General features: G+C 72.9%; 23 protein-coding genes and 2 pseudogenes. 17 read left to right on the top strand and 8 right to left on the bottom strand.

The features are described 5' to 3' along the window. Nucleotides 1-126: 126 nt before the first annotated feature. Nucleotides 127-684, bottom strand: a pseudogene (locus tag OTB19_RS05850) (DNA repair ATPase); the annotation flags it as partial. Nucleotides 685-948: 264 nt separating this feature from the next. Here OTB19_RS05850 and OTB19_RS05845 point away from each other — a divergent pair. Then, nucleotides 949-1,359 (top strand): VOC family protein, encoded by a 411-nt coding sequence (locus tag OTB19_RS05845; RefSeq protein WP_267796926.1) that lies wholly within the window; start codon nucleotides 949-951, stop codon nucleotides 1,357-1,359. Nucleotides 1,360-1,387: 28 nt separating this feature from the next. Here the strand turns inward: OTB19_RS05845 and OTB19_RS05840 are convergent, their stop codons facing one another. Both OTB19_RS05840 and OTB19_RS05835 read right to left on the bottom strand, forming a co-directional pair. Further along, complete coding sequence (locus OTB19_RS05840; RefSeq protein WP_267796925.1) at nucleotides 1,388-2,101, bottom strand: helix-turn-helix domain-containing protein; 714 nt, start codon at nucleotides 2,099-2,101, stop codon at nucleotides 1,388-1,390. Between the two features lie 114 nt (nucleotides 2,102-2,215). After that, the gene (locus OTB19_RS05835; protein WP_267796924.1) at nucleotides 2,216-3,331 is read right to left on the bottom strand and encodes a YihY/virulence factor BrkB family protein; all 1,116 of its coding nucleotides are present in this window, start codon (nucleotides 3,329-3,331) and stop codon (nucleotides 2,216-2,218) included. A 17-nt stretch (nucleotides 3,332-3,348) separates the two neighbouring features. Between OTB19_RS05835 and OTB19_RS05830 the strand changes: the two genes are divergently transcribed. The 14 genes from OTB19_RS05830 (at nucleotide 3,349) to OTB19_RS05770 (ending at nucleotide 16,943) form a co-directional block, all read left to right on the top strand. Next, nucleotides 3,349-4,992 carry an acyl-CoA dehydrogenase family protein gene (locus OTB19_RS05830; RefSeq protein ID WP_267796923.1) on the top strand — a complete coding sequence of 548 codons (1,644 nt, stop codon included), beginning with the start codon at nucleotides 3,349-3,351 and terminating at the stop codon, nucleotides 4,990-4,992. Nucleotides 4,993-5,351: 359 nt separating this feature from the next. Next, nucleotides 5,352-6,644 (top strand): GAF domain-containing protein, encoded by a 1,293-nt coding sequence (locus tag OTB19_RS05825; protein ID WP_267796943.1) that lies wholly within the window; start codon nucleotides 5,352-5,354, stop codon nucleotides 6,642-6,644. A gap of 5 nt (nucleotides 6,645-6,649) precedes the next feature. Continuing rightward, a complete protein-coding gene (locus tag OTB19_RS05820) occupies nucleotides 6,650-7,213 on the top strand; it encodes a GNAT family N-acetyltransferase (protein ID WP_267796922.1) in 564 nt (187 codons plus the stop codon). A gap of 153 nt (nucleotides 7,214-7,366) precedes the next feature. Further along, complete coding sequence (locus tag OTB19_RS43375) at nucleotides 7,367-7,450, top strand: putative leader peptide (RefSeq protein WP_323178918.1); 84 nt, start codon at nucleotides 7,367-7,369, stop codon at nucleotides 7,448-7,450. Between the two features lie 226 nt (nucleotides 7,451-7,676). Further along, a complete protein-coding gene (locus tag OTB19_RS05815; RefSeq protein WP_267796921.1) occupies nucleotides 7,677-9,389 on the top strand; it encodes a nitrite/sulfite reductase in 1,713 nt (570 codons plus the stop codon). Continuing rightward, nucleotides 9,386-9,565 (top strand): hypothetical protein, encoded by a 180-nt coding sequence (locus OTB19_RS05810; RefSeq protein WP_053684819.1) that lies wholly within the window; start codon nucleotides 9,386-9,388, stop codon nucleotides 9,563-9,565. Before OTB19_RS05815 ends, OTB19_RS05810 begins: the two co-directional genes overlap by 4 nt. Then, on the top strand, nucleotides 9,562-10,263 hold the full coding sequence (locus OTB19_RS05805) for a phosphoadenylyl-sulfate reductase (RefSeq protein ID WP_267796920.1): 702 nt from the start codon (nucleotides 9,562-9,564) through the stop codon (nucleotides 10,261-10,263). The genes OTB19_RS05810 and OTB19_RS05805 overlap by 4 nt, the downstream gene beginning before the upstream one ends. A 44-nt stretch (nucleotides 10,264-10,307) precedes the next feature. Continuing rightward, nucleotides 10,308-10,853, top strand: a complete 546-nt coding sequence (gene cysC, locus OTB19_RS05800) for an adenylyl-sulfate kinase (RefSeq protein ID WP_267796919.1) — start codon at nucleotides 10,308-10,310, stop codon at nucleotides 10,851-10,853. Further along, nucleotides 10,850-11,788 carry a sulfate adenylyltransferase subunit CysD gene (gene cysD / locus OTB19_RS05795; protein ID WP_267796918.1) on the top strand — a complete coding sequence of 313 codons (939 nt, stop codon included), beginning with the start codon at nucleotides 10,850-10,852 and terminating at the stop codon, nucleotides 11,786-11,788. The genes cysC and cysD overlap by 4 nt, the downstream gene beginning before the upstream one ends. A gap of 2 nt (nucleotides 11,789-11,790) precedes the next feature. After that, a complete protein-coding gene (locus OTB19_RS05790; protein WP_267796917.1) occupies nucleotides 11,791-13,131 on the top strand; it encodes a sulfate adenylyltransferase subunit 1 in 1,341 nt (446 codons plus the stop codon). Nucleotides 13,132-13,333: 202 nt separating this feature from the next. Continuing rightward, entirely contained in the window at nucleotides 13,334-14,464 is a 1,131-nt protein-coding gene (locus OTB19_RS05785; protein WP_267796916.1) for an aliphatic sulfonate ABC transporter substrate-binding protein, read from the top strand. 34 nt (nucleotides 14,465-14,498) lie between these two features. After that, the gene (locus OTB19_RS05780; RefSeq protein ID WP_267796915.1) at nucleotides 14,499-15,290 is read left to right on the top strand and encodes an ABC transporter ATP-binding protein; all 792 of its coding nucleotides are present in this window, start codon (nucleotides 14,499-14,501) and stop codon (nucleotides 15,288-15,290) included. After that, nucleotides 15,277-16,176: an ABC transporter permease gene (locus OTB19_RS05775; RefSeq protein WP_267796914.1), complete on the top strand. Its 900-nt coding sequence runs from the start codon at nucleotides 15,277-15,279 to the stop codon at nucleotides 16,174-16,176. Before OTB19_RS05780 ends, OTB19_RS05775 begins: the two co-directional genes overlap by 14 nt. Nucleotides 16,177-16,181: 5 nt before the next feature. Then, entirely contained in the window at nucleotides 16,182-16,943 is a 762-nt protein-coding gene (locus tag OTB19_RS05770) for a sirohydrochlorin chelatase (RefSeq protein ID WP_267796913.1), read from the top strand. 18 nt (nucleotides 16,944-16,961) lie between these two features. On the opposite strand, the gene OTB19_RS05765 is transcribed toward OTB19_RS05770, so the two are convergent. Further along, nucleotides 16,962-17,963: a ketopantoate reductase family protein gene (locus OTB19_RS05765; RefSeq protein WP_267796912.1), complete on the bottom strand. Its 1,002-nt coding sequence runs from the start codon at nucleotides 17,961-17,963 to the stop codon at nucleotides 16,962-16,964. 44 nt (nucleotides 17,964-18,007) lie between these two features. Between OTB19_RS05765 and OTB19_RS05760 the strand changes: the two genes are divergently transcribed. Then, the gene (locus OTB19_RS05760; RefSeq protein ID WP_267796911.1) at nucleotides 18,008-18,856 is read left to right on the top strand and encodes an aldo/keto reductase; all 849 of its coding nucleotides are present in this window, start codon (nucleotides 18,008-18,010) and stop codon (nucleotides 18,854-18,856) included. A 92-nt stretch (nucleotides 18,857-18,948) separates the two neighbouring features. On the opposite strand, the gene OTB19_RS05755 is transcribed toward OTB19_RS05760, so the two are convergent. Both OTB19_RS05755 and mgt read right to left on the bottom strand, forming a co-directional pair. Further along, nucleotides 18,949-19,500 (bottom strand): DUF1697 domain-containing protein, encoded by a 552-nt coding sequence (locus tag OTB19_RS05755; protein WP_267796910.1) that lies wholly within the window; start codon nucleotides 19,498-19,500, stop codon nucleotides 18,949-18,951. Further along, nucleotides 19,497-20,758: pseudogene (mgt, locus tag OTB19_RS05750) on the bottom strand (macrolide-inactivating glycosyltransferase). Before mgt ends, OTB19_RS05755 begins: the two are co-directional and overlap by 4 nt. Before the next feature lie 127 nt (nucleotides 20,759-20,885). Here mgt and OTB19_RS05745 point away from each other — a divergent pair. Next, the gene (locus tag OTB19_RS05745; RefSeq protein WP_267796908.1) at nucleotides 20,886-21,740 is read left to right on the top strand and encodes a phosphotransferase enzyme family protein; all 855 of its coding nucleotides are present in this window, start codon (nucleotides 20,886-20,888) and stop codon (nucleotides 21,738-21,740) included. Nucleotides 21,741-21,787: 47 nt separating this feature from the next. Here the strand turns inward: OTB19_RS05745 and OTB19_RS05740 are convergent, their stop codons facing one another. Both OTB19_RS05740 and OTB19_RS05735 read right to left on the bottom strand, forming a co-directional pair. Next, complete coding sequence (locus tag OTB19_RS05740; protein ID WP_385643344.1) at nucleotides 21,788-22,510, bottom strand: 3'-5' exonuclease; 723 nt, start codon at nucleotides 22,508-22,510, stop codon at nucleotides 21,788-21,790. A gap of 107 nt (nucleotides 22,511-22,617) precedes the next feature. Then, on the bottom strand, nucleotides 22,618-23,877 hold the full coding sequence (locus tag OTB19_RS05735) for an SAV2148 family HEPN domain-containing protein (RefSeq protein ID WP_267796906.1): 1,260 nt from the start codon (nucleotides 23,875-23,877) through the stop codon (nucleotides 22,618-22,620). Between the last annotated feature and the right edge of the window lie 10 nt (nucleotides 23,878-23,887).

The raw sequence follows: 23,887 nt of genomic DNA, 5'->3' as shown, positions 1-23,887 counted from the left end.
CGCGACGACAGTCATCAACGAGCTCACCTCCGGGTCCTTCACGAGCCGATGCTCCGCGCCGATCGGCGGAACGGCCTCACGGTAACAAGCCCCCTCGGGGCCGCGCCAACTCTTTTTCCGGCCCGTTCAGTTCCCGGCCGTCCCGGCCCTCCCCCGGATCGCCGTCTCCACCGCGGTGAGGCGATCGGCGAGCAGGCCCAGGGCGGCGACCGCGCGGGTGACCGGGTCGTCCCCGGGGCCGCCGAGCGCCTGCTCGCGCACGTACGAGGCTTTGAGCGCGACCCAGCGCTCCGCCTGATCGTCCGTCAACATGCCGCGCAAATCGGCTAGTTTGAGCCGGTTGGCCTCCGCCCCCGAGGTCAGGGTCTGCGCCTGCGCGCGGTAGTGGTCGTCGATCAACGCGGACAGTTCGGCCGCGTTCATGACCGGGTCGATCCGCGTCGCGATCTTGTTCATGTCGCGGTACGAGCCCTGGAGCCGAAAGGGGGGTTCCGTGCGGGTGACGTCCGTCCTGGCGGCCGAGGCGATGTAGGCCGCGTTGACGGTGACGACCACGTCCCGCGCGGCCGGCAGGTGCCGCAGCACCGCCACGATCCGCTCGCGTTCCGCCGGGACGTACGGGTGGAATAGTCGGTCGGCGTGCGCCGTCGCGTCTCCCGAGGCGAGCCGGACGACCACGCCGAGGGCGAAGGCGAACACCACGGCGGGGAACCCGAACGCGGCGGCGATGAACTCTTCCACCGGTAGCCCCCCTTCCGCTTCCGTGTCTCGGCACCGGGCCGGTACGAGCACCCCGGCAAGCCCCGGTCTGCCGCAGCGACCCCCTCGGGTTGTTTGCCGGTTTCCGGCAGTCTTTGCGCTTTTTTGATGCCGGGCGAGGGTGGAACCATTCGGCACGTGTCCGATTCATTCAAGACCCGCGATCGGCGCGCGTCCCACACTGGGCGCATGACTCCCCGACTCGACATGATCGGCCTCGTCGTCACGGACATGGCCGCCTCGCTCGCCTTCTACCGCCGCCTGGGCCTGGACCTCCCGCCCGACGCGGACGGCCTGCCGCACGTGGAGACCGTCCTGCCGGGCGGCACGCGGATCGGCTGGGACACCGAGGAGGTCATCCGCTCCTTCGACCCGTCCTGGACCCGCCCCTCCGGCGAGGGCCGCGTCGGGCTGGCCTTCCTGTGCGACTCCCCCGACGAGGTGGACGCCCTCTACGCCGAACTGACCGCGGCGGGACACCCGGGCCACCTGAAGCCCTGGGACGCGTTCTGGGGGCAGCGTTACGCCGTCGTACTGGACCCGGACGGCTCCGGGGTCTCCCTGTTCGCCCCCGCCGCGGAGCCGCGACCCGGCGCCTGACCCGCGCCCGCCCGCGCCGATCCCCCGGTCAGCCCCCGGGCGCCCGGTCCGGGGGCGGTGCGTGGGCCCCGGGCGTGCGCCCGGTCAGGGCGCGGACCTCCCGGCCCAGGTGGGCCTGGTCGGCGTACCCGACCGCGTACGCCACCCGTGCCTGCGGGGTCCCGATGCGGAGCAGGGCCAGCGCCCGTTGCAGGCGCAGCACCCGTCCCAGGGTGCGGGGGCCGTACCCGAACGCGTCGAGGGAGCGACGGTGCAGCTGCCGTTCCCCGAGCCCGACGTCCCGGGCGAGGGCGGCCACCGACCGGCCGCGCCGCAGTCCCGCCCGTACCGCGGCGGCGACCGGGTCGGGCGGCCCGCTGTCGGCGGCGCGGGCCCGGGCCAGTTCCTCCAGGCCGTCGCGGGGGTCCGCGTACGCGCCCGTCCGCTCGGCGAGGCGGCGCACCTCCGCGCCGGGCCACAGTCCGGCCAGTTCCACCCGCCGGTCGCGCAGTTCGTGCGCCGGTACGCCGAGGAGCGCGGGCGCGGTCCCGGGGGCGAACCGCAGCCCCCAGAAGGTGCCGCCGGGTGCCTCGCCCGGGATCTCGCCGGCGGGGTGCGGGCCGGTGTCCGGGCCGGCCACCAGCAGCCGTCCGCCGGTCCACAGCAGGTCCATGCAGCCGTCGGGCAGCACCGCGCCGCCGGGCCCGTCGGAGCGCCACAGCACGGCGCCCGGGACCAGCGGGGAAGCTCGCTCCTCGTACACCGGGCCAGGCTACGACCGCGCCCGGTGCCCGCGCAGCCAGGAAGCCGGGGGCCGTGCGGCCGGAACCTCGGCGGCCCTGCGGCCCGGGACCTCGGGGGCCGTGCGGCCGGGGGGTCAGTGCTTGCGCAGTCGGGAGTGGTAGTCCTCGGGCGGCAGGAACCGCGACCAGCGCTCGGGGAACTCCGAGGGCATCCCCGCGTCCTCGTCGTCCTCGGACTCCCCCTCGGCCAGCGCCCGCCAGGCCGCGGCGCGGGCGATGAGCTGGGCCGCCTCCGCCTCCCGTACCCGCTCGTTGGCCTCGCGGGCCGCGGCGGTGGCCACCGACGGCCAGACCCGGTCGATGGCGGCGTTGACGGCGGCCCCGACGAGCACGGCGAAGGCCGAGATGCCGATCCACAGCAGGATCGCGACCGGCGCGGCCAGCGAACCGTAGATCGTCGGCCCCTCCACGGTGTTGGTGAGGTAGATCCGCAGCAGGAACGAGCCGAGCACCCACATCGCCAGGGCCACCAGGGCGCCCGGCACGTCCTCGATCCATGGCGAGCGCACGGGCACGGAGACGTGGTAGAGCGTGGTCAGGAAGGCGATGGAGAGGAGGGTGACCGTCGGCCAGTAGAGGACCGCGATCACCTCCGTGCTCCAGGGCAGCAGGCGCACCACCGCGTCCGGGCCGGCGACCATCAGCGGCAGCACGATCGCACCGATCAACAGCGCGATCACGTACAGCAGGAAGGCCAGCAGCCGGGTCTTGACGATGCCCCGCTGGCCGTCGAGGCCGTACATGACGGTGATGGTGTCGATGAAGACGTTGACGGCCCGGGAACCGGACCACAGGGCGAAGGCGAACCCGAGGGAGATCAGGTCCGGTCGGCCGCGGCTGGTCACGTCGTCCAGCATCGGTTTGGCGATGTCGTTGACGCCCCGGTCGGAGAGCACCGTGCCGACCGCGCGCAGGATGTTCTCCTCGATGCTGGCGACGAACGTGCCGCCCGTCCAGCCGTCCACGTACCCCAGCAGGCCCAGCAGGCCCAGGAAGAGCGGCGGGAGCGAGAGGAGGGTGAAGAAGGCCGCCTCGGCCGCGAGACCCAGGATCCGGTACTCGATGCACGAGTTGACGGTGTCCTTGAGCAGCAGCCAGCCCATTTCGCGCTTGGAGACGTTGCGGTAGAGGGCGCGGGCCCGGTGGAGCCGCCCTGGGATCCGCTGGGGTGTTTCTTTTGCTGGCTGCACGTCCTTACGGTATCCGCATGGCAGCCACCACCCACACAGTCAGCAACCAGGCCCCGCCCCTCGTGGGCTACGAGGCCTTCACCGGCGACCGGGCCCTCACCGAGGGGGTGGAGCGGCACCTCGCCGACGCCTCCCCCGAACTGCGCGACGAGGTAAGGGAGGAGCTCACCACGCTCGGGCGGGCCGCGGGCTCGGGCCAGGCCCAGGACTGGGGTGCGCAGGCGAACGAGAATCCGCCGAAGTTGCGCACGCACGACCGGTACGGGCACCGCGTCGACGAGGTGGAGTTCCACCCGGCCTGGCACCGGCTGCTGGGGCACGCGGTGACCTCCGGGCTGACCGACGCGTGGGGCCGCCCGGCCGGGCACCTGCGCCGGGCGGCCGGGTTCTTCCTGTGGTCGCAGGCCGAGGCCGGGCACGGCTGCCCGGTGTCGATGACGCACGCCGCGGTGCCGGCGCTGCGCACCGATCCGGAGCTGGCCGCCGAGTGGGAGCCGCTGCTGACCTCGCACGTGTACGAGCAGGGCCTGCGGCCGGCCGCGGAGAAGGGCGGCGTGCTCTTCGGGATGGGGATGACGGAGAAGCAGGGGGGCAGTGACGTACGGGCGAACACGACGGCGGCGGTGCCGCTGGACGCCTCCGGCGAGTACCTGCTGACCGGGCACAAGTGGTTCTGTTCCGCTCCCATGTGCGACGGGTTCCTGGTGCTGGCGCAGGCTCCGGGCGGGCTGACCTGCTTCCTGGTGCCGCGGGTGCTGCCGGACGGGACCCGCAACGTCTTCGCGATCCAGCGGCTGAAGGACAAGCTGGGGAACCGGTCGAACGCGTCGAGCGAGGTCGAGTTCGACGGCACCTGGGCCCGCCGGGTGGGCGAGGAGGGCCGGGGGGTGCGGACCATCATCGAGATGGTCGCGGCGACCCGGCTGGACTGCGTGATCGGTTCGGCCTCGTTGATGCGTCAGGCGTTGACCCAGGCCGTCCACCACACGGAGCACCGCTCTGCTTTCGGAGCACCGCTCATCAAGCAGCCGTTGATGCGCAACGTGCTGGCCGACCTGGCCTTGGAGTCGGAGGCCGCCACCGTCCTCACCCTGCGCCTCGCCGCCGCGTACGACGCCGGCACCGACGAGGAGAAGGCCTTCCTGCGCCTCGCCGTGCCCGCGGCCAAGTACTGGGTGACCAAGCGGTGTACGCCGATGGTCGCCGAGGCCCTCGAATGTCTGGGGGGCAACGGCTACGTCGAGGAGTCCGGACTGCCGCGACTGTTGCGCGAATCCCCGCTGAACTCCATCTGGGAGGGCTCGGGCAACGTCCAGGCCCTGGACGTACTGCGGGCGCTCCAGCGCGAACCGCAGGCGCTGAACGCCTTCCTGCGGGAGGTCGGGCTGGCCCGGGGCGCCGACCACCGGCTGGACGCCGCCGTCAAGGACCTGCTGACCGACCTCGCGGACCTGGAGGGCATCGAGGCCCGGGCCCGCCGGGTCGTGGAACGCATGGCACTGGTGTTGCAGGGGTCACTGCTGGTGCGGTGGGCCCCGCCGGAGGTGGCGGACGCGTTCTGCGCCTCGCGGCTCGGCGGCGACTGGGGCACGGCGTTCGGCACGCTGCCGCACAGTCTGGACCTGGGTTCGATCGTGGCCCGGGCACGGATCGCGGCCTAGGAGTGGTCCCCAAACCGCTCACTGCCGTGATCCGGGCCCGTCGGCCGGAAGACCGGGAATGGCGCCGCGCCGACTCGGCGCCACCCCGGCTCCGAGAAGCCCCGAGGAAGGAGCTGTCACGCCGCTCGGCGACGTCCCGATAGTTTCGGTCGGGCGACCGGGGGTTGGCGAGAGTTGCATACCGTTGCAACCCTGCACCCCAGTCGTCCCATCGAGTCGGGGATCGCCCGCCGCGCGCGCCACGGGGAGTCGGCGGCGCGGGCCACCGGGCGACTTCCCCCCGCACGTCCGTTCCGCACGGGGAGGTTCCGGTGACCCACACCGCAGGCAGCGCGGTCGACGCGGCACGCGTCTCGGCCATGGACGCGCGGCAGGCCGCGCGTCTGCTCAAGGGGGTACGGGCGGCCGCGCTGGCCGGCGACCGGCCCCCGGCCGCCCCCCGGCCGGAGATCGCCGAGTCCTGGCGCCGGATGCTGGCCTGCGGGGTGCACCCGGACCGGGACGCGCGCTCGCGGCTGCTGTCGGCCGCCGAGACCGAGGAACGGCGGCAGGTCTCGCCCCTGCGGGAGGTCCTGCCGGTGCTCCGCGAGGGCCTGCTGCCCGCCCTGGACGCGTCGCTGCACATCATGGTCGTCGCCGACGCGGACGGGCGGCTGCTGTGGCGGGAGGGGCACGCCTCGATCCTGCGCAAGGCGGACCGGCTGGGCTTCGCGGTGGGCGCCGACTGGGCGGAGGCCGTGGTCGGCACGAACGGGGTCGGCACGGCCCTGGTGGCCCGCCGGCCGATCCAGGTGTTCTCGGCGGAACACTTCGTCTCCACCCACCACGACTGGACCTGCGCCGGGGCTCCCGTGTGCGACCCCCGCGACGGACGACTGCTGGGCGTGGTCGACGTCAGCGGGCCGTTGGCCACCATGCACCCGGCCACGCTGGCGTGGGTCGGCGCGGTGGCCCGGCTCGCCGAGCGGGAGCTGCGGGTCCGCCACCTGGAGTCCCTGGAGCGGCTGCGGGCGGTCGCCGCCCCGCTGCTGGCCCGCCTGACGGGCCGGGCGGTGGCCGTCGACCCGCACGGCTGGACGGCGGCCGTGACGGGACTGGCGCCCGCCGACCGGATCCCGCTGCCCAAGGGGCTCGGTCCGGGGCCCGTGTGGCTGCCGCAGCTCGGCGACTGCGTGGCGGAGCCGCTGCCCGGCGGCTGGCTGCTGCGGATCACCGCGTCCGGTCCCGCCTCGACGGCCGCGAGCCGGGTGGTGCTCGACCTGAGCCGGGCCGGGACCTGGACGGCGACCGTGTACGGGGCCGCGGGCAGCTGGTCGCAGGAGCTCAGCCCGCGCCACGCGGAGCTGCTGTTCCTGCTGGCCGAGGCCCCGAGGGGGCGCTCGGCGGCGGAGCTGTCCGCCGAGCTGTTCGGGGACCCGACCCGCACGGTCACCGTCCGCGCGGAGCTGTCCCGGGTGCGGCGCCGGCTCGCGGGGGTCCTGACCCACCGCCCGTACCGCTTCGCGCAGGACGTGGAGGTGGAACTGATCCGCCCGGAGCGCCCCGGGGACCTGCTGCCGCACTCCACGGCCCCCGCGGTGATCAGGGCCCGGCTGGACGCCGCGGGGCCCTGGGGGTCGCCCCGGAGCCGGTCGGGCGATGTGATTCCCTGACGTCCATGAGCACCATCACACTCACCACCTGGTCCCTGGAAATGACCTCGCCCGAGGAACTGGTCGCCGCGGCCGTCCCCGGCCCCGAGATCGCCGTCTCACGGGCGGAGGTGCCGTCCCCCGAGTTCAGCCGGTTCCTCTACGCCTCGGTGGGCGGGGACATCCACTGGACGGACCGGCTCGCGCTGACCCGCGCGCAGTGGGTGGAGCAGTTGGGCCGGCCGGGCGTGGAGACGTGGGTCGCGTACGACCGGGGCACCCCGGCGGGCTACTGCGAGCTCGACCCCCAGGACGACGGCGTCGTGGAGATCATGTACTTCGGGCTGCTGCCGGACTTCCGCGGCCTGCGCATCGGCGGTCACCTGCTGACGGTGGGCGTGGCCGCCGCCTGGTCGCTGGCCGACCGCTGGCCGGGCCGCGAGGACACCCGGCGGGTCTGGGTCCACACGTGCAGCCAGGACGGGCCGACGGCCATGGCCAACTACGAGCGGCGCGGCTTCAAGGTCTTCAAGACGGAGACGGAACCCAAGGAGGAGACCCCCACCCCCGGCCCCTGGCCGGGCGCCTGACCGTCCCACCGGGACCGCCCCGGCCCCACCCGGCTCGCCGGTGGTGGCCGGACCGGGGTGATCCGGATCACGCAATCCCATGATCCGAGACGAGTTCGTCCGAATGATGGACAGTAGTGGACTCCTCCAATCGGCCCGTGCCACGCTTCCGCCATGGATGCAGCTGGAATTGCCTTGGTGAGTCGGCGGCACGTCGACCTCGGCCGCATGTCCAGCGCCATCTGTCCGGCGCGCTGACGGAACCAGCCACCGCCGCACGTCGACGCCGTCCCCGCCGCCGCGGACCCGTCGACGCTCCGTAGCACCGCCCGCCCCCTGAAGGCCGAACACCGCTCCGACCACCGGCAATCCCGGTGAGGAGCGGCACTGCGCCGCACCCGCTCAGCGGCGGGCGCACCGTCGGGGCGCCACCGCGCCGCGCCCCCTGCCCCTGCCCCCAGCCGCCCGAGAAGGACGTACAGCCATGGCCGCCACCCCCGAAACGCCCGCAGCCGCAGCCCCCGCGGCCGCAGCCGCGCGCCGCAAGACCGGCCGTCACCGCGGCGAGGGTCAGTGGGCCGTCGGACACCACACGCCCCTCAACGGCAACGAGCAGTTCAAGAAGGACGACGACGGTCTCAACGTGCGGACACGCATCGAGACGATCTACTCCAAGGCGGGCTTCGACTCGATCGACCCCAACGACCTGCGCGGCCGCATGCGCTGGTGGGGCCTCTACACCCAGCGCAAGCCCGGGATCGACGGCGGCAAGACCGCGATCCTGGAGCCGGAGGAGCTGGACGACAAGTACTTCATGCTGCGCGTCCGCATCGACGGCGGCCGGCTGACCACCGAGCAGTTGCGCGTCATCGGCGAGATCTCCGAGGAGTTCGCCCGCGGCACCGCCGACCTCACGGACCGGCAGAACGTGCAGTACCACTGGATCCGGATCGAGGACGTCCCGGAGATCTGGCGCCGCCTGGAGGCCGTCGGCCTCTCGACCACCGAGGCCTGCGGTGACACGCCCCGCGTGATCCTCGGCTCCCCCGTCGCCGGCATCGCCCGGGACGAGATCATCGACGGCAGCCCCGCGATCGACGAGATCTACCGCCGGATCGTCGGCAACCCGGACTTCTCCAACCTGCCCCGCAAGTTCAAGTCCGCGATCTCCGGCTCGCCGCTGCTCGACGTGGCGCACGAGATCAACGACATCGCCTTCGTCGGCGTGAACCACCCCGAGCACGGCCCCGGCTTCGACGTCTGGGTCGGCGGCGGCCTCTCCACCAACCCCAAGCTGGGTGTGCGCCTGGGCACCTGGGTCCCGCTCGAAGAGGTCCCGGACATCTACGAGGGCGTCATCTCGATCTTCCGCGACTACGGCTACCGCCGGCTGCGCAACCGCGCGCGCCTGAAGTTCCTCGTCGCCGACTGGGGCCCGGCCCGGTTCCGCCAGGTCCTGGAGGACGAGTACCTGGGGCGCAAGCTGACGGACGGGCCCGCCCCCGAGCAGCCCTCGGGCGAGTGGCGCGACCACGTCGGCGTGCACGAGCAGAACGACGGCCGCTTCTACGTCGGCTTCGCGCCCCGGGTGGGACGCGTGGACGGGGCCACCCTGACCAAGATCGCGGACGTGGCCCGGCAGCACGGCTCCGACCGGCTGCGCACCACCGCCGAGCAGAAGATGATCGTCCTCGACATCGAGCCCGACCAGGTCGACTCGGTCGTGGCCGCCCTGGAGGCGCTGGACCTGCGGGTGAAGCCCTCGCCCTTCCGTCGCGGCACCATGGCCTGCACCGGCATCGAGTTCTGCAAGCTCGCCATCGTCGAGACGAAGGCGCGCGGCGCCTCGCTGATCGACGAACTGGAGCGGCGCCTGCCGGACTTCGCCGAACCGCTGACCATCAACATCAACGGCTGCCCGAACGCCTGCGCCCGCATCCAGGTCGCGGACATCGGTCTCAAGGGCCAGCTGGTCCTGGACGACGACGGCAACCAGGTCGAGGGCTACCAGGTCCACCTCGGTGGCGCGCTCGGCCTGGAGGCCGGCTTCGGCCGCAAGGTCCGCGGCCTGAAGGTCACCGCGGCCGGTCTGCCCGACTACGTCGAGCGGGTCGTCACGCGCTTCCAGGAGCAGCGCGAGGAGGGCGAGCGCTTCGCCGCCTGGGTGACCCGAGCGAGCGACGAGGCCCTGTCGTGAGCGAGCGAGCGGCCCCCTTCTACTGCCCGTACTGCGGCGACGAGGACCTGTTCCCCAACGAGACGGGTCACGGCGCCTGGGAATGCAGGGCCTGCAACCGAGCCTTCCAGCTGAAGTACCTCGGGCTGCTGTCCCGAGGCGTTCAGTCCAACTCCGGTGGAGGCGAAGAGACATGACGACCATTCAGGAGACGCGCGACCTCAAGGCGCTGGCCGAGCAGGCGGGCCGTGACCTGGAGGACGCCTCCGCGCTGGAGATCCTGCGCTGGGCCACCGAGACCTTCGGCGAGAAGTTCGCGGTGACCTCCTCCATGGAGGACGCCGTCGTGGCCCATCTCGCCTCCCGGGTCTCCCCCGGCCTGGACGTGGTCTTCCTCGACACGGGCTACCACTTCGAGGAGACCATCGGCACCCGGGACGCCGTCGAGGCCGTGATGGACGTCAACGTCATCACCCTCACCCCGCGGCGGACGGTGGCCGAGCAGGACGCCGAGCACGGCCCCCGGCTGCACGACCGGGACCCCGACCTGTGCTGCGCGCTGCGCAAGGTCAAGCCCCTCGAAGAGGGCCTGGTCGCGTACGAGGCCTGGGCGACGGGTCTGCGCCGCGACGAGTCCCCGACCCGGGCGAACACCCCGGTCGTCGGCTGGGACGAGAAGCGGCGCAAGGTGAAGGTCTCGCCGATCGCCCGCTGGACGCAGGACGACGTGGACGCGTACGTCGCCGAGCAAGGCGTGCTCACCAACCCGCTGCTGACGGACGGTTACGCCTCCGTCGGCTGCGCCCCCTGCACCCGCCGGGTGGTCGAGGGCGAGGACGCCAGGGCCGGCCGGTGGGCCGGGCGCGCCAAGACCGAGTGCGGGCTGCACGGCTGATGACCGACCGCCAAGCGAACGAAGAACCGACGGAGACGAGAACGATGAGCGTGAGCGACCAGGGCGCCACCGTGTGGCTGACCGGGCTGCCGAGCGCGGGCAAGACCACGATCGCCCTCGCGCTGGCCGAGCGGCTGCGCGCCGACGGCCACCGGGTGGAGGTCCTCGACGGTGACGAGATCCGCGAGTTCCTCTCCGCGGGCCTCGGCTTCGGCCGCGAGGACCGGCACACCAACGTGCAGCGCATCGGGTTCGTCGCCGAACTCCTCGCGAGCAACGGCGTCAAGGCGCTCGTGCCGGTGATCGCGCCGTTCGCGGACAGCCGGGAGGCCGTCCGCAAGCGGCACGCCGCCGAGGGCACCACGTACCTGGAGGTCCACGTGGCCACCCCGGTCGAGGTCTGCTCCGAGCGCGACGTGAAGGGCCTGTACGCCAAGCAGGCGGCGGGCGAGATATCCGGTCTGACCGGCGTCGACGACCCGTACGAGGCGCCGGAGTCCCCGGACCTCCGCATCGAGTCGCACACGCAGTCCGTGCACGAGTCGGCCTCGGCCCTGCACGCGCTGCTCACCGAGAGGGGTCTGGCATGACGGCCACCGTCGCACACGTCCACGAAGGGACGGACGCGCCCTACGCGCTGTCGCACCTCGACGCCCTCGAATCGGAGGCCGTGCACATCTTCCGCGAGGTGGCGGGCGAGTTCGAGAAGCCGGTGGTGCTGTTCTCCGGCGGCAAGGACTCCATCGTCATGCTGCACCTGGCACTGAAGGCCTTCGCCCCGGCGCCGGTCCCCTTCACGCTGCTGCACGTGGACACCGGCCACAACTTCCCCGAGGTCCTCGCCTACCGCGACCGGGCCGTGGAGAAGCACAACCTGCGCCTGCACGTGGCCTCCGTCCAGGAGTACATCGACGCCGGCAAGCTCCGCGAACGCCCGGACGGCGTCCGCAACCCGCTGCAGACCGTCCCCCTCACGGAGGCGATCCAGCGGCTGAGGTTCGACGCGGTCTTCGGCGGCGGCCGCCGTGACGAGGAGAAGGCCCGCGCCAAGGAGCGGGTGTTCTCCCTGCGCGACGAGTTCTCCCAGTGGGACCCGCGGCGCCAGCGCCCCGAGCTGTGGCAGCTCTACAACGGCCGCCACGCCCCCGGCGAGCACGTGCGCGTCTTCCCGCTCTCCAACTGGACCGAGCTGGACGTGTGGCAGTACATCGCCCGCGAGGGCATCGAGCTTCCGGAGATCTACTTCGCCCACGAGCGCGAGGTGTTCCGGCGCAACGGCATGTGGTTGACGGCCGGCGAATGGGGCGGTCCGAAGCGGGACGAGTCCACCGAGACGCGTCTCATCCGCTACCGGACCGTCGGTGACATGTCCTGCACGGGTGCCGTCGACTCCGAGGCCACCACGCTGGACGCCGTGATCACCGAGATCGCCGCCTCCCGGCTCACCGAGCGGGGCGCGACCCGCGCCGACGACAAGATGTCCGAGGCCGCGATGGAAGACCGCAAGCGCGAAGGGTACTTCTAGACATGACCTCCACCACCGAGCAGTTCGCCGATCTCTCGGCGACCACGCTGCTGCGCTTCGCGACCGCCGGTTCCGTCGACGACGGCAAGTCCACCCTGGTCGGGCGGCTGTTGCACGACTCCAAGTCGATCCTGACCGACCAGCTGGAGGCCGTCGAGGCCGTGTCCGCCCAGCGCGGCCAGGACACCCCCGACCTGGCGCTGCTGACCGACGGCCTGCGGGCCGAGCGGGAGCAGGGCATCACGATCGACGTGGCCTACCGCTACTTCGCGACGACCCGGCGCCGGTTCATCCTCGCGGACACCCCCGGGCACGTGCAGTACACCCGGAACATGGTGACCGGTGCCTCCACGGCCGATCTCGCGGTCGTCCTGGTCGACGCCCGCAACGGCGTGATCGAGCAGACCCGGCGGCACGCGGCCGTCGCGGCCCTGCTGCGGGTCCCGCACGTGGTCCTGGCCGTCAACAAGATGGACCTGGTGGGCTACGAGGAGAAGGCCTTCGCGAGGATCGCCGAGGAGTTCACCGCGTACGCCTCCGACCTGGGCGTCCCGGAGATCACCGCCATCCCGATCTCGGCGCTGGCCGGCGACAACGTGGTGGAGCCCTCCGCGAACATGGACTGGTACGGCGGCCCGACCGTGCTGGAGCACCTGGAGACGGTTCCGGTCAGCCACGACCTGACCGCCTGCCCGGCCCGGTTCCCCGTGCAGTACGTGATCCGTCCCCAGTCCGCCGAGCACCCCGACTACCGCGGCTACGCGGGCCAGATCGCCTCCGGCGTGCTCCGCGTCGGCGAGCCCGTCACGGTCCTGCCGTCGGGCCGCACCTCGGTGATCGAGGGGATCGACGCGCTCGGCGAGAGCGTGGACATCGCCTGGGCGCCGCAGTCGGTGACGCTGCGCCTGCGGGACGACATCGACATCTCGCGCGGCGACCTGATCGCGCCGTCCGCGAGCACGCCGGCCACCACCCAGGACGTCGAGGCGACGGTCTGCCACGTCGCCGACCAGCCGCTGGCCGTGGGCGCCCGGGTGCTGCTCAAGCACACGACGCGCACGGTGAAGGCGATCGTCAAGGAGATCCCCTCGCGGCTCACCCTGGACGACCTGTCCCAGCACCCGAACCCGGGGCAGCTCGTCGCGAACGACATCGGCCGGGTGGTCGTGCGCACCGCCGAGCCGTTGGCGCTCGACGCGTACGCGGCCTCGCGCCGTACCGGGTCCTTCCTGCTGATCGACCCGGCCGACGGGACCACCCTGGCCGCGGGCATGGCGGGCGAGTCCTTCGCCTCCCAGGCCCACACCACCGTGCAGGCGGATGAGGAAGGGTGGGACTTCTAACCGTGCTCGACATCTACGCGACCTTCGCGAAGGAGGGCGGCCGCGTCGGCAGCGGCTCCCTCGGCAGCGGCCAGGGAGGCGTGGCGCGATGTGCGTGATGACGTACGCGCACCGCTCGCGCGCCCTCACCCCCCACGGGTCGCCCCCGCTCCGTAGACGAAGACGTGCGTCGTGAATCGACGCCTTGAGAGGAACCTCTCCCGTGCCTGCCACCGGTACCGCCCGTAAGACCCTGCGCCGCGGCGTTGTCGCCGCCGCCGCCCTGCCGCTGTTGATCGGCGCGCTCGCCTCCTGCGGTTACGGCTCCGATGCCGAGAAGGACAAGTCCGCCGACAAGCCCGCACCCGCCGGCGCCGAGGGCAAGAAGCTCTCCGCCCCCGAGGTCCGCATCGGCTACTTCCCCAACCTGACCCACGCCACCGCCCTGGTCGGCATCCAGGAAGGCCTCATCGCCAAGGAACTGGGCGCCACCACCCTCAAGCCGCAGACCTTCAACGCCGGCCCCTCCGAAATCGAGGCCCTCAACGGCGGCTCCCTCGACATCGGCTTCATCGGCCCCTCCCCCTCCATCAACGGCTACGTCAAGTCCAAGAGCACCAACCTGCGCATCATCTCCGGCTCCGCCTCCGGCGGCGTCAAGCTCGTCGTCAACCCCGACAAGATCAAAACCCTCGACGACCTCAAGGGCAAGAAGATCGCCACCCCCCAAAAGGGCAACACCCAGGACGTCGCCTTCCTCAACTGGATCGGCACCAAGGGCTGGAACGTCGACCCCGAATCCGGCAAGGGCGACGTCTCCGTCGTCCGCACCGACAACAAGGTCACCCCCGACGCCTACAAGCAAGGCTCCATCGACGGCGCCTGGGTCCCCGAACCCACCGCCTCCAAACTCGTCTCCGAAGGCGCCAAGGTCCTCCTCGACGAAACCGAACTCTGGCCCGACAAGAAGTTCGTCATCACCCACGTCATCGTGTCCCAGAAGTTCCTCAAGGAACACCCCGACGTCGTCGAAGCCGTCCTGAGCGGCACCGTCAAGACCAACGACTGGATCAACGCCAACCCCGACAAGGCCAAGGCCTCCGCCAACGCCGCCCTGAAAACCCTCGGCGGCAAGGCACTCGACCCCAAGGTCATCGACCCCGCCTGGCCCGGCATCCTCGTCACCGACGACCCCCTCGCGAGCACCCTCAAGACCGAATCCGACTGGGCCGTCAAGGCCAAGCTCATCCAGGAACCCGACCTCGCCGGCATCTACGACCTCAAGATCCTCAACAAGGTCCTCAAAGCCGCCGGCAAGCCCGAGGTCTCCGACGCCGGCCTCGGCGCCAAGTAACCCCGGTCCAGAGAATCCCCAGGAGGTGACGACCATGGCCACCACACTTGCCAAGGCTGCCGAGGGCACCGCGGCCGAGCACGGGCACGCCGCCCGCATCGAACACGTTTCGAAGTCCTTCCCCGGCCCGGCCGGATCGCAGCTCGTCCTGGACGACATCAGTCTCGATGTCGCTCCCGGCGAGTTCGTCACCATCCTGGGGGCGTCGGGGTGTGGCAAGTCCACCCTGCTCAACCTCGTCGCCGGTCTCGACAAGCCCAGCGTGGGCACCATCGAGACCTCCGGCCGCCCGGCCCTGATGTTCCAGGAGCACGCCCTCTTCCCGTGGTTGACGGCGGGCAAGAACATCGAACTCGCCCTGCGTCTGCGCGGGGTGGCCAAGGCGGAGCGCCGCCGGGAGGCCGAGCGGCTGCTGGAGCTGGTGCGGCTCGGCGGCGCGTACGGCAAGCGCGTCCACGAGCTGTCGGGCGGCATGCGCCAGCGCGTGGCGCTCGCCCGGGCCCTGGCGCAGGACAGTGAACTGCTGCTGATGGACGAGCCGTTCGCGGCCCTGGACGCCATCACCCGGGACGTCCTGCACGGCGAACTCACCCGCATCTGGGAGGAGACCAACGTCTCCGTCCTGTTCGTCACGCACAACGTGCGCGAGGCCGTCCGCCTCGCCCAGCGCGTGGTCCTGCTCTCCTCGCGTCCCGGACGGATCGCGAAGGAATGGACCGTGGACATCCCGCAGCCGCGCCGCATCGAGGACGCGGACGTCGCGGAGCTGTCCGTCGAGATCACTGAACACCTGCGTGGGGAGATCCGCCGCCATGGCCAGCACTGACACCAAGCTCAAGGGCGCGGCCAAGGGCGCGGACGATCTGGCCGGCCTGGAGGCCGGCCTGGACGCGCTCGACGCGGTCCAGACCCACCGCACCCCGATCGGCGAGGTCCTCGTCAAGAAGGTCCTGCCGCCGGTCATCGCCGTCGGTCTGGTCCTCGTCGTCTGGCAGGTCCTCGTCGCGACGAAGGTCACCGACGAGACGAAGCTCCCGTCCCTGTCCGCCGTGTGGGACAGCCTGTCCGCCATGTGGCTCCAGGGCACGCTGCTGGAGGTCGTCTGGACCAGCGTCTCGCGCGGTCTGCTGGGCTTCCTGCTGGCCCTGGCCATCGGCACCCCGCTCGGCCTGCTGGTCGCCCGGGTGAAGTTCGTCCGCGCCGCGATAGGCCCGATCCTCCAGGGCCTCCAGTCCCTGCCCTCGGTCGCCTGGGTGCCCCCGGCCGTCCTCTGGTTCGGCCTCAACGACGCCATGATGTACACCGTGATCCTGCTCGGCGCGGTCCCCTCGATCGCCAACGGACTCGTGTCCGGCATCGACCAGGTACCGCCGCTGTACCTGCGGGCCGGCCGCACCCTCGGGGCCACCGGTCTGCGCGGGGCCCGACACATCGTCATGCCGGCCGCGCTGCCCGGCTACCTGGCCGGCCTCAAGCAGGGTTGGGCCTTCTCCTGGCGCTCCCTGATGGCCGCCGAGATCATCGCCAGCTCGCCCGACCTGGGCCTCGGGCTCGGCCAGCTGCTGGAGAACGGCCGCAACAACATCGACCTGCCCGGCGTGTTCCTCGCGATCATCCTGATCCTGGTCGTCGGCATCGCGATCGACCTGCTGATCTTCAGCCCGGTCGAGCGCTGGGTGCTGCGCAGCCGCGGCCTGCTGGTCAAGAGCTGATTCCCGTGCACGCCGCCCCCGCCCTCCTCGTCATCGCCCACGGCAGCCGCGATCCGCGGCACGCGGCGACCGTGCACGCCCTCACCCGGCGTGCGCGGGCGCTGCGGCCCGGACTGCGGGTGGAGACGGCGTACCTGGACTTCAACGCCCCGCGGGTGGACCAGGTGCTGTCCTCCCTGCACGCGTCCGGCGTCCGGGACGTGGTGGCCCTCCCGCTGCTGCTGACCCGCGCCTTCCACGCCAAGGCCGACATCCCGGCCGTGCTGTCGGAGGCCTGCGTGCGCCTCCCGGGCCTCACGGTCCGGGTCGCGGACGTCCTCGGGCCGTCGCCCCTGCTGGTGGCGGCCCTGGAGCGCCGGCTCCTCGAAGCCGGCCTCACCCCGGCGGATCGCGCCGGCACCGGTGTGGTGCTCGCGTCCGCCGGTTCCTCGGACCCGGAGGCGATCGCGGTGATCGCTGAAATCGCGCGGGAGTGGCGGCACACCGGTTGGTGCGCCGTGCGGCCCGCGTTCGCCTCCGCGGCACTGCCCCGTACGGAGGACGCCGTACGGGCGCTGCGCGCCGAGGGCGTGCGGCGGGTGGCCGTGGCCCCGTACGTCATCGCCCCCGGCCGGCTCCCGGACCGGATCGCGGCGGGCGCCGAGGCCGCGGGCGCGGACGTGCTGGCCGATGTCCTGGGCGCGGCGCCCGAGTTGGCCCGGCTGCTGCTGCGCCGCTACGACGCGGCCGCCCTGGCCCCGGCGCGCCTCTCGGCGCTGTCGGCCTGAGCGGGCGGTCCCACCCCGTCAGGCGCGGGCCGCCGCCTCGTCGGCGAGGGCCGTCAGGTCCGTGATGGACATGGCGCCCGGCGGCAGGCCCTCCCGGGCGAAGATGTTCGCCGCGTGCCGCAGGGTGTCGTTCACCGGGGTGGACACGCCGTGCAGCCGGCCCAGCAGGGAGATCTCCCCGTTGAGGTAGTCCGCCTCGACGGTTCCCGTCCCGCGCGCCAGGCTCTGCCAGGACGACCCGCCCCGCACGCCCGGCGGCTGGTCCACCTTCCCCGCGCGCGCCGCCGTCTGCTCGGCCTCGGAGGCGTACGCGATCCCGGCGGCCTCGAAGGCGGCCTGCGCCTCGCGGATCGCCCGGAGCAGCAACGCCGCCTTCGCGGGGGCCGGTTCGGGGCCGGTCGTCGCCTGGATCGCGTTGCCGAGGTTGCCGAGCAGCTTCGCGTACTTCCAGCGCGTCACGTCCTCGACGACGGGCGCCTCGAACCCGGACTCCTCCAAGTCGGCCGCGACGGCCCGGATCCGGGCGTCGCTGCCGCCGGCCGCGCGGCCCAGGTGCAGGATCCCGGTCAGCGGCGCGCACACCGCGGAGACCACGCCCGGCTCCAGGAAGGTCGCCGGCAGCCAGACGCACACCCCGTACACCCGGGCGAAGCGGCGCAGGGCCAGCCGTTCGCTCTCCACGCCGTTCTGCAGACAGAGCACGGGCAGTCGCTGCGCCGCCGTACCGCCGCCCGCGACCTCCGCGTCGCCCCACGCGTCCAGTGCCGCGACGGCGTCCTGCGTCTTCACGGCCAGCAGCAGCACGTCGTCCGGTCGCAGCTCGCCGAGTTCCGCCGGGCCGGTGACGACCGGCAGCCGGTGCACCTGCGTCCCGTCGGTGGTCGTGAGCCGCAGCCCGTCGGCCCGCAGCGCCTCGGCGTGCGCGCCGCGTGCGGACAGGACGACCTCCCGGCCCGTCCGTGCGAGCCGGCCGCCGATGGTCGCGCCGATCGCCCCGGCGCCGATGATGATGTAACGCATCCGCAGAGCCTGGCACATCCGGCGTCCCGGGTTACCGTCGGGCCATGACGGACACGATGTTCAGACTCGGTGGGGACCTGCCCGTGCGCCGGCTCGGGCTCGGTACGGGTGGTCTGGTCGGCCCCGGTTACTGGGGCCCGCGGGGGGAGCCGGCCGGGGCCCTGGCCCTGCTGCGCACGGCCGTGGAGCTCGGGGCGACCCTGATCGACACGGCCGACAACTACGGGCCCGACCTGGCGGAGGAGCTGATCGCCGAGGCCCTGTACCCGTACGAGGAGCGGCTCGTGATCGCCACCAAGGGCGGGGTGGTGCGCACCGGTCCGGACCTCTGGCACGTGTCGGGGCGTCCGGAGCGGCTGCGGGAGCAGTGCGAGGCGAGTCTGCGCCGGCTGCGGGTGGAGCGGATCGACCTGTACCAGTTGCACCGCCTGGATCCTGTCGTTCCCGCGGTGGAACAGCTCGGCCTGCTGGCCCAGTTGCAGGCCGAGGGCAAGATCCGGCACGTCGGCCTGGACACGGTGACGGCCGCGCAGTTGGCGTCGGCGTTGGAGCTGATGCCGATCGCGTCGGTGCAGAACCCGTACAACCTGCTGGACCGCTCCTCGGCCGACGTGCTGGCGTTGTGCGAGGCGCACGGGGTCGCCTTCCTGCCCTACTACCCGCTGGGCAGCGGCGCCCTCACCCGCGAGAGCGCGGCCGCGGTCACCGCGGTCGCGGGCGAGCACGGGGCGGGCCCGGGCCAGATCGCCCTGGCCTGGCTGTTGCACCACTCCCCGAACCTGTGCCCCACGCCGGGTACCGGGTCCCCCGCGCATCTCGCGGAGAACCTGGCCGCGGCGACGATCCGGCTCGACCCGCGGGAACTGGCCCTGCTGGACGCCCTGGTGGCGTAGTGGGTGGTGTGGTGGGCGTCGTGTGGTGCGCGGCCTGGCCTGGCGCCCGGCGTGGCGCTTGGCCGGCGGCCGGGCGGGGTGTCGTCGGCGGCTCAGTCCCGGGTGAGTTCGACGAGCTTGACGACCGTGTTCCAGTTGCGGGTGGTCACGTCGAGCCCCTTCACCACGGCGGGCCTGGCCAGGGCCTCGGCCAGCTTCGACCGGCCGAGGCCGTCCGGGGTGTGGAGGTAGACGACCCGGTCGCCGACCCGGAACTCCTCGGGGAGGTAGGCGGGTGCGTCGATGGCGGCGAAGCGCTCCTCGCCGGGTTGCACGGAGCAGAAGGTGGCGTGCAGTTGCCTGCCCTCCAGCTCGGCGGCCGGGAAGGGGCAGGCGTCGACGACGGCCCGCAGGTGGTCGCCGTCGACCACCAGACAGGGCACCTTGAAGCCGAAGTGGGCCTCGATGGCCGCCTCCAGCGCGCGGGCGAGTTTCGTGGTGTCCCGTTCCGCGCCGGCGAAGACGGCGTTGCCGCTCTGCAGGTACGTCCGTACGTCTTCGTGACCGAGGCCCTCCAGGACCTGGCGGAGTTCGGCCATCGGGACCTTCTTGTTCCCGCCGACGTTGATGCCGCGCAGCAGTGCGGCGTACTTCCGAGGAGTCATGCCCGAACGATAGGGCGGGGCACCGACAGTTCCGCCTCGATGAGGTCGGCGGCCCGTCGCGTGCCGCCTTCCGCGGCCATCCCGGCGCGGACGGCCTCGGCGCGGGCGGCGACCTCGGGGTCGGCGACGAGTGCGAGGACCGCCTCGCGCAGGGTCGCGGCGTCGGCCTCCTCCATCGGGACGTGGCGGGCGATGCCGAGTGCCTGGAGCACGTCGGCGTTGCCGAACTGGTCGACGGCCTGCGGGACGGCGACCATCGGGGTCGCGGTGGCCATGCCCTCCTGGCTGCCGCCGGCGCCCGCGTGGGTGATGAAGGCGTCGGCCTGGCGCAGGACGTCGAGTTGGGGCACCCAGCGGTGCACCTCGATGTGGTCGGGGACGGCGCCCAGTGCGGCGAGGTCGGTCTTCTTGCCGATCTGGAGGACGACGTGCCAGTCCGGCAGGTCGCCGAAGGCCTCGACGCACGCCCGGTAGAAGTCGGGCCGGTCCGTGAAGGCGGAGCCGAGCGAGACCAGGAGCACCTTCTTGCCGGCGGCACCGGCGGGGCGGGTCCAGGTGCCCTGGTCGGCGGCCCGGTCGCCCTGGCAGGCGCCGACGAAGGTGTACACGGACTCGTCGACCCGGTCGGCGTGGGGTTGCAGCGCCTTGGGGATCAGCACGATGCTGCGCCGGGGGCGGCCGATCAGGTGGTCGGAGTCCTCGGCGATCCCGTTCTCGTCGAGCCAGGCGCGGAAGCGGGCGTAGTACGCCCTGCCGCGTTCGCCGGCGCGCAGCTGTGCGGTCATCGGTGCGGCGACCTCTTCCTCGTAGCCGGTCCAGGCGACCAGGTTCGGGGAGAGGGAGACGTCGGGGACGCCCCAGCGGCGGGCCAGGACGATCGCCGGGTAGGAGGTGATGTCGTGGATGACGAGGTCGGGCTCGTCCCCCTCGAAGGCGGCGGCGAGCCCGGGCAGCGCCTGGATGGCGTCGTCGAGGAAGGGCTCGATGTTGTCGATGAGTTCGGTGCCCCAGGCCTCGGGGTTGTCCTCGGTGGGGAGGGTGGATTCCCAGATCACCGGGGTGGCGCCGGTCGCCGCGACCTTCTCGGCGAAGGAGGCGGGGATGGCGTAGCTGACGCGGTGGCCTCGGGCGACGAGCTCCCGGATCACCTCGATGCTCGGGTTCACGTGCCCGTGGGCGGCGATGGAGAACATGGCGATGTGGGCGGGCTTGGCTGAGGTCATGAGTCGACCATAACGAGACGAGACGTCTCGTGCAACGAGTTTCCCCCCGTCGAGTCCCCGGGGCGCCGCGTGCCGGCTGCCTGCCGGGGTGCCGGGCCGATCGCGCCGGGATGACAGACTTGGCGGATTCACCACGATCCGGAGAGACGGCGGACAGCAGGCATGGACGAGGCGCGGGCCAGGGACGTACTCACAGCGGCGGGGCTCACCGGCCGGGCCGAGCTGCTGACCTTCGGCGAGAACGCCGTCTTCGCGGTCGGCGACGACCTGGTGGCCAAGGTGGGCCGCGAGGCCGCGCTGTGGGAGCGCGCCGAGCGGGAGTTGGCCGTGGCGGGCTGGCTCGCGGAGGCCGGGGTCCCCGCCGTGCGCGCCGCCGAGCCGTCGGCCAGGCTGGTGGCCGGTCATCCCGTGACCCTGTGGCACCGGCTGCCCGCCGCGGTCCGGCCGGCGGGGCCCGAGGACCTCGCGGCGCTGCTGCGCCTGATCCACGCGCTGCCCGCCCCGCCGTTCACCCTGCCGGCGCGGGACCTGTTGGGCGGGGTGGAACGCTGGCTGCGGTTCGCCGGCGACGCCGTCGACCCGGCGGACGCCGCGTACCTGCGGGCCCGGCGCGACGCGTACGCGGGCGAGGTGGCCGCGCTGACCCCGCGCCTGCCGCTGGGCCCGATCCACGGCGACGCCCTGCCCCGCAACGTCCACGTGGGTCCGGACGGGCCGGTGCTGGTCGACCTGGAGACCGTGTCGAGCGACCTGCGCGAGCACGACCTGGTGGTGATGGCCCTGTCCCTCGACCGCTACGGGCTGCCCGCCGCCTCGTACGAGGCGTTCGTGACGGCGTACGGATGGGACGTGCGCGAGTGGGAGGGCTGCGCGGTCCTGCGCGGAGCCCGGGAGACGGCGAGCTGTGCCTGGGTCTCCCAGCACGCGCCCGACAACCCGAAGGCGCTGGCGGAGTTCCGCCGCCGGGTGGCCTCGCTGCGGGACGGCGACACCGGGACGCGCTGGCATCCCTTCTAGGCCGGCCGCGCCCGGACCCCGGACGGGTCAGGTGTGGGTCGGCCGGCTCAGGCGTGGGCCGCCAACAGGCCCCGCAGCGGCCACGCCGTGTCGATCACCGCGTCCGGGGTGCCCTGGCCCCGCAGGTACGACTGGAAGTCCCGGGCCCAGCGCGCGTGCCAGGCGCCCTGACGGTCGTGCAGGTCGGCCGGGGTCAGCTCGGCCACCTGCGGATGGCGGGCGGCTATCGCCCGGGCCACCTGAACCGCGGCCAGCGCGTCGGCGCCGGCGTCGTGCGCGTCGTCGAGGGTCACCCCGTACACCCCGCAGACCGCCTCAAGCGTGCGCTTGCCGCGCCGGTAGCGGTCGACCGCCCGGTCGATGGTCAGCGGGTCCACCACCGGACCGGTCTCGGCGCCGCCGAGCCGTGCGGCCAGCGAGGGCAGCCCGTGCCGGGCCAGCTCCGCCGTCAACAGGGTCAGGTCGAAGGCCGCGTTGTACGCGACGACCACCGCGCCCCGCCGCCAGTGCTCCACGAGGAGGGCGGCCACCTCGTCCGCGACCTCCCGCACCGGGCGGCCCTCCGCGACGGCCCGCTCGGTGCTGATCCCGTGGATGGCCGAGGCCCCCTCCGGGATCGGTATGCCCGGGTCCGCGAGCCAGCCGCGCCGCTCGCGCACCTCGCCGTCGCGCACCTCGACCACCGCGGCCGTCACGATCCGCGATTCCCCCGGTTCCGTGCCGGTCGTCTCCAGGTCGAACCCGACCAACGTTCCCCCGTGCCACGCCACCATGACGCGCCCCTCCCCCGTACAAACTTCCGGTCAACGACTTTCAGCCTGCCACGGGGTACTGACAGCCCGACCGCCGGGTCGGTTCCGGTCCGCCGGAGCGGGGGTCACGACACCGGCCGGGAGTCCTCCCACACCGATTCGAATTCCTCCCGGTACGTGGTGAACAGCCCGTGGTCGGCGTCCTTGGGCACGCCCCGCCCGCCGCCGCGCAGCACGAGCACCGGGGCCTCCATGCCCCGGGCCCGGCGCAGGTACGACTGGACCACGGCGATCCCGGAGGACTCGCCCTCCACCAGGTACGCGGTGAAGCGGGGGGTCTCGTCGAAGACGTGGATGTCGAAGCGCGAGGGGTCCCGCAGGCCGGCCCGGACCCGCCGCACGTGCAGGATGTTCATCTCGACCGACCGGCTGAGCTCTCCCTTGCGCAGCCCCAGTTCCCGTTCGCGCCGTTTGACGGCGCTGCTGGCCGGGTTCAGGAAGAGCAGTCGGACCCGGCAGCCCGCCTCGGTGAGCCGGACGAGTCTTCGCCCGGAGAAGTTCTGGACCAGCAGGTTGAGGCCTATGCCGATGGCGTCGAGCCGGCGCGCCCCGCCGAACAGGTCCTCCGCCGGCAGTTGCCGTTGGAGCCGCACCCGGTCCGGGTGGACCGAGATGACGTCCGCGTACCGGTCGCCGACCAGGTCCTCGACGGCGTCGATCGGCAGCCGGTCGGCAGACGGCGAACCCGAGCCGCCGCCGAGCACCTCCAGCAGTCGCGCCGAGGCCCGCTCGGCCTGCTCCAGCACCGCCCGTGACAGGGCCCGGTTGCGAGAGACCACGTTCCGGGTGACCTCCAGTTCGTCGAGGGCCAGCTCGATCTCGCGCCGGTCGTCGAAGTACGGTTCGAAGCAGGGCCAGTGCTGGACCATCAGCTCCCGCAACTGCGGCAGCGTCAGGAAGCTGAGAACGTTGTCGTCGGCCGGGTCCAGGAGGTAGCCCTTGCGCCGGCTGACCTCGCGGACGGCCACCGCCCGCTGTACCCATTCCTGCCCGGCGGGCCCGGCGGCGGCGACCACCCAGTCGTCCCCGCCGTGCGCCGGCTCGTAGACGGGTCGCAGCACCGCCCCGACCACCGAGCGCAGCCGCTGTTCGATGAGGTTCAGCCAGATGTAGGCGCGTCCGGCCCGTTGGGCCCGGGTCCGGACCTCGCTCCAGGCCTCCGCGCTCCAGTCCAGTTCGGCTCCGGCCCGTGAGCCCTCGGCCTCCGGCGGGGCCAGCGACACCGCTCCGGCCGGCGCTCCTGCGGGCCCGCCCCCCGCGGTGTCCGCCGGGCCACCCTCGTGACCGCCGTCACCAGGGGGCAGCTCCAGACCTCCCGAGCTCACCCGTGCACCG

Origin of the sequence: Streptomyces sp. H27-H5 (assembly GCF_026627505.1) — a bacterium.
In the GTDB taxonomy this organism is placed as follows: Bacteria; Actinomycetota; Actinomycetes; order Streptomycetales; family Streptomycetaceae; genus Streptomyces.
This window is presented reverse-complemented; position numbering and strand designations above follow the sequence as displayed.

Coding starts and splice junctions, on each gene's coding strand:
- OTB19_RS05845 (WP_267796926.1), top strand. CDS start 949: ATGACTCCCCGACTCGACATGATCGGCCTCGTCGTCACGGACATGGCC.
- OTB19_RS05830 (WP_267796923.1), top strand. CDS start 3,349: ATGGCAGCCACCACCCACACAGTCAGCAACCAGGCCCCGCCCCTCGTG.
- OTB19_RS05825 (WP_267796943.1), top strand. CDS start 5,352: ATGGACGCGCGGCAGGCCGCGCGTCTGCTCAAGGGGGTACGGGCGGCC.
- OTB19_RS05820 (WP_267796922.1), top strand. CDS start 6,650: ATGAGCACCATCACACTCACCACCTGGTCCCTGGAAATGACCTCGCCC.
- OTB19_RS43375 (WP_323178918.1), top strand. CDS start 7,367: ATGGATGCAGCTGGAATTGCCTTGGTGAGTCGGCGGCACGTCGACCTC.
- OTB19_RS05815 (WP_267796921.1), top strand. CDS start 7,677: ATGGCCGCCACCCCCGAAACGCCCGCAGCCGCAGCCCCCGCGGCCGCA.
- OTB19_RS05805 (WP_267796920.1), top strand. CDS start 9,562: ATGACGACCATTCAGGAGACGCGCGACCTCAAGGCGCTGGCCGAGCAG.
- cysC (WP_267796919.1), top strand. CDS start 10,308: ATGAGCGTGAGCGACCAGGGCGCCACCGTGTGGCTGACCGGGCTGCCG.
- cysD (WP_267796918.1), top strand. CDS start 10,850: ATGACGGCCACCGTCGCACACGTCCACGAAGGGACGGACGCGCCCTAC.
- OTB19_RS05790 (WP_267796917.1), top strand. CDS start 11,791: ATGACCTCCACCACCGAGCAGTTCGCCGATCTCTCGGCGACCACGCTG.
- OTB19_RS05780 (WP_267796915.1), top strand. CDS start 14,499: ATGGCCACCACACTTGCCAAGGCTGCCGAGGGCACCGCGGCCGAGCAC.
- OTB19_RS05775 (WP_267796914.1), top strand. CDS start 15,277: ATGGCCAGCACTGACACCAAGCTCAAGGGCGCGGCCAAGGGCGCGGAC.
- OTB19_RS05765 (WP_267796912.1), bottom strand. CDS start 17,963: ATGCGTTACATCATCATCGGCGCCGGGGCGATCGGCGCGACCATCGGC.
- OTB19_RS05760 (WP_267796911.1), top strand. CDS start 18,008: ATGACGGACACGATGTTCAGACTCGGTGGGGACCTGCCCGTGCGCCGG.
- OTB19_RS05755 (WP_267796910.1), bottom strand. CDS start 19,500: ATGACTCCTCGGAAGTACGCCGCACTGCTGCGCGGCATCAACGTCGGC.
- OTB19_RS05745 (WP_267796908.1), top strand. CDS start 20,886: ATGGACGAGGCGCGGGCCAGGGACGTACTCACAGCGGCGGGGCTCACC.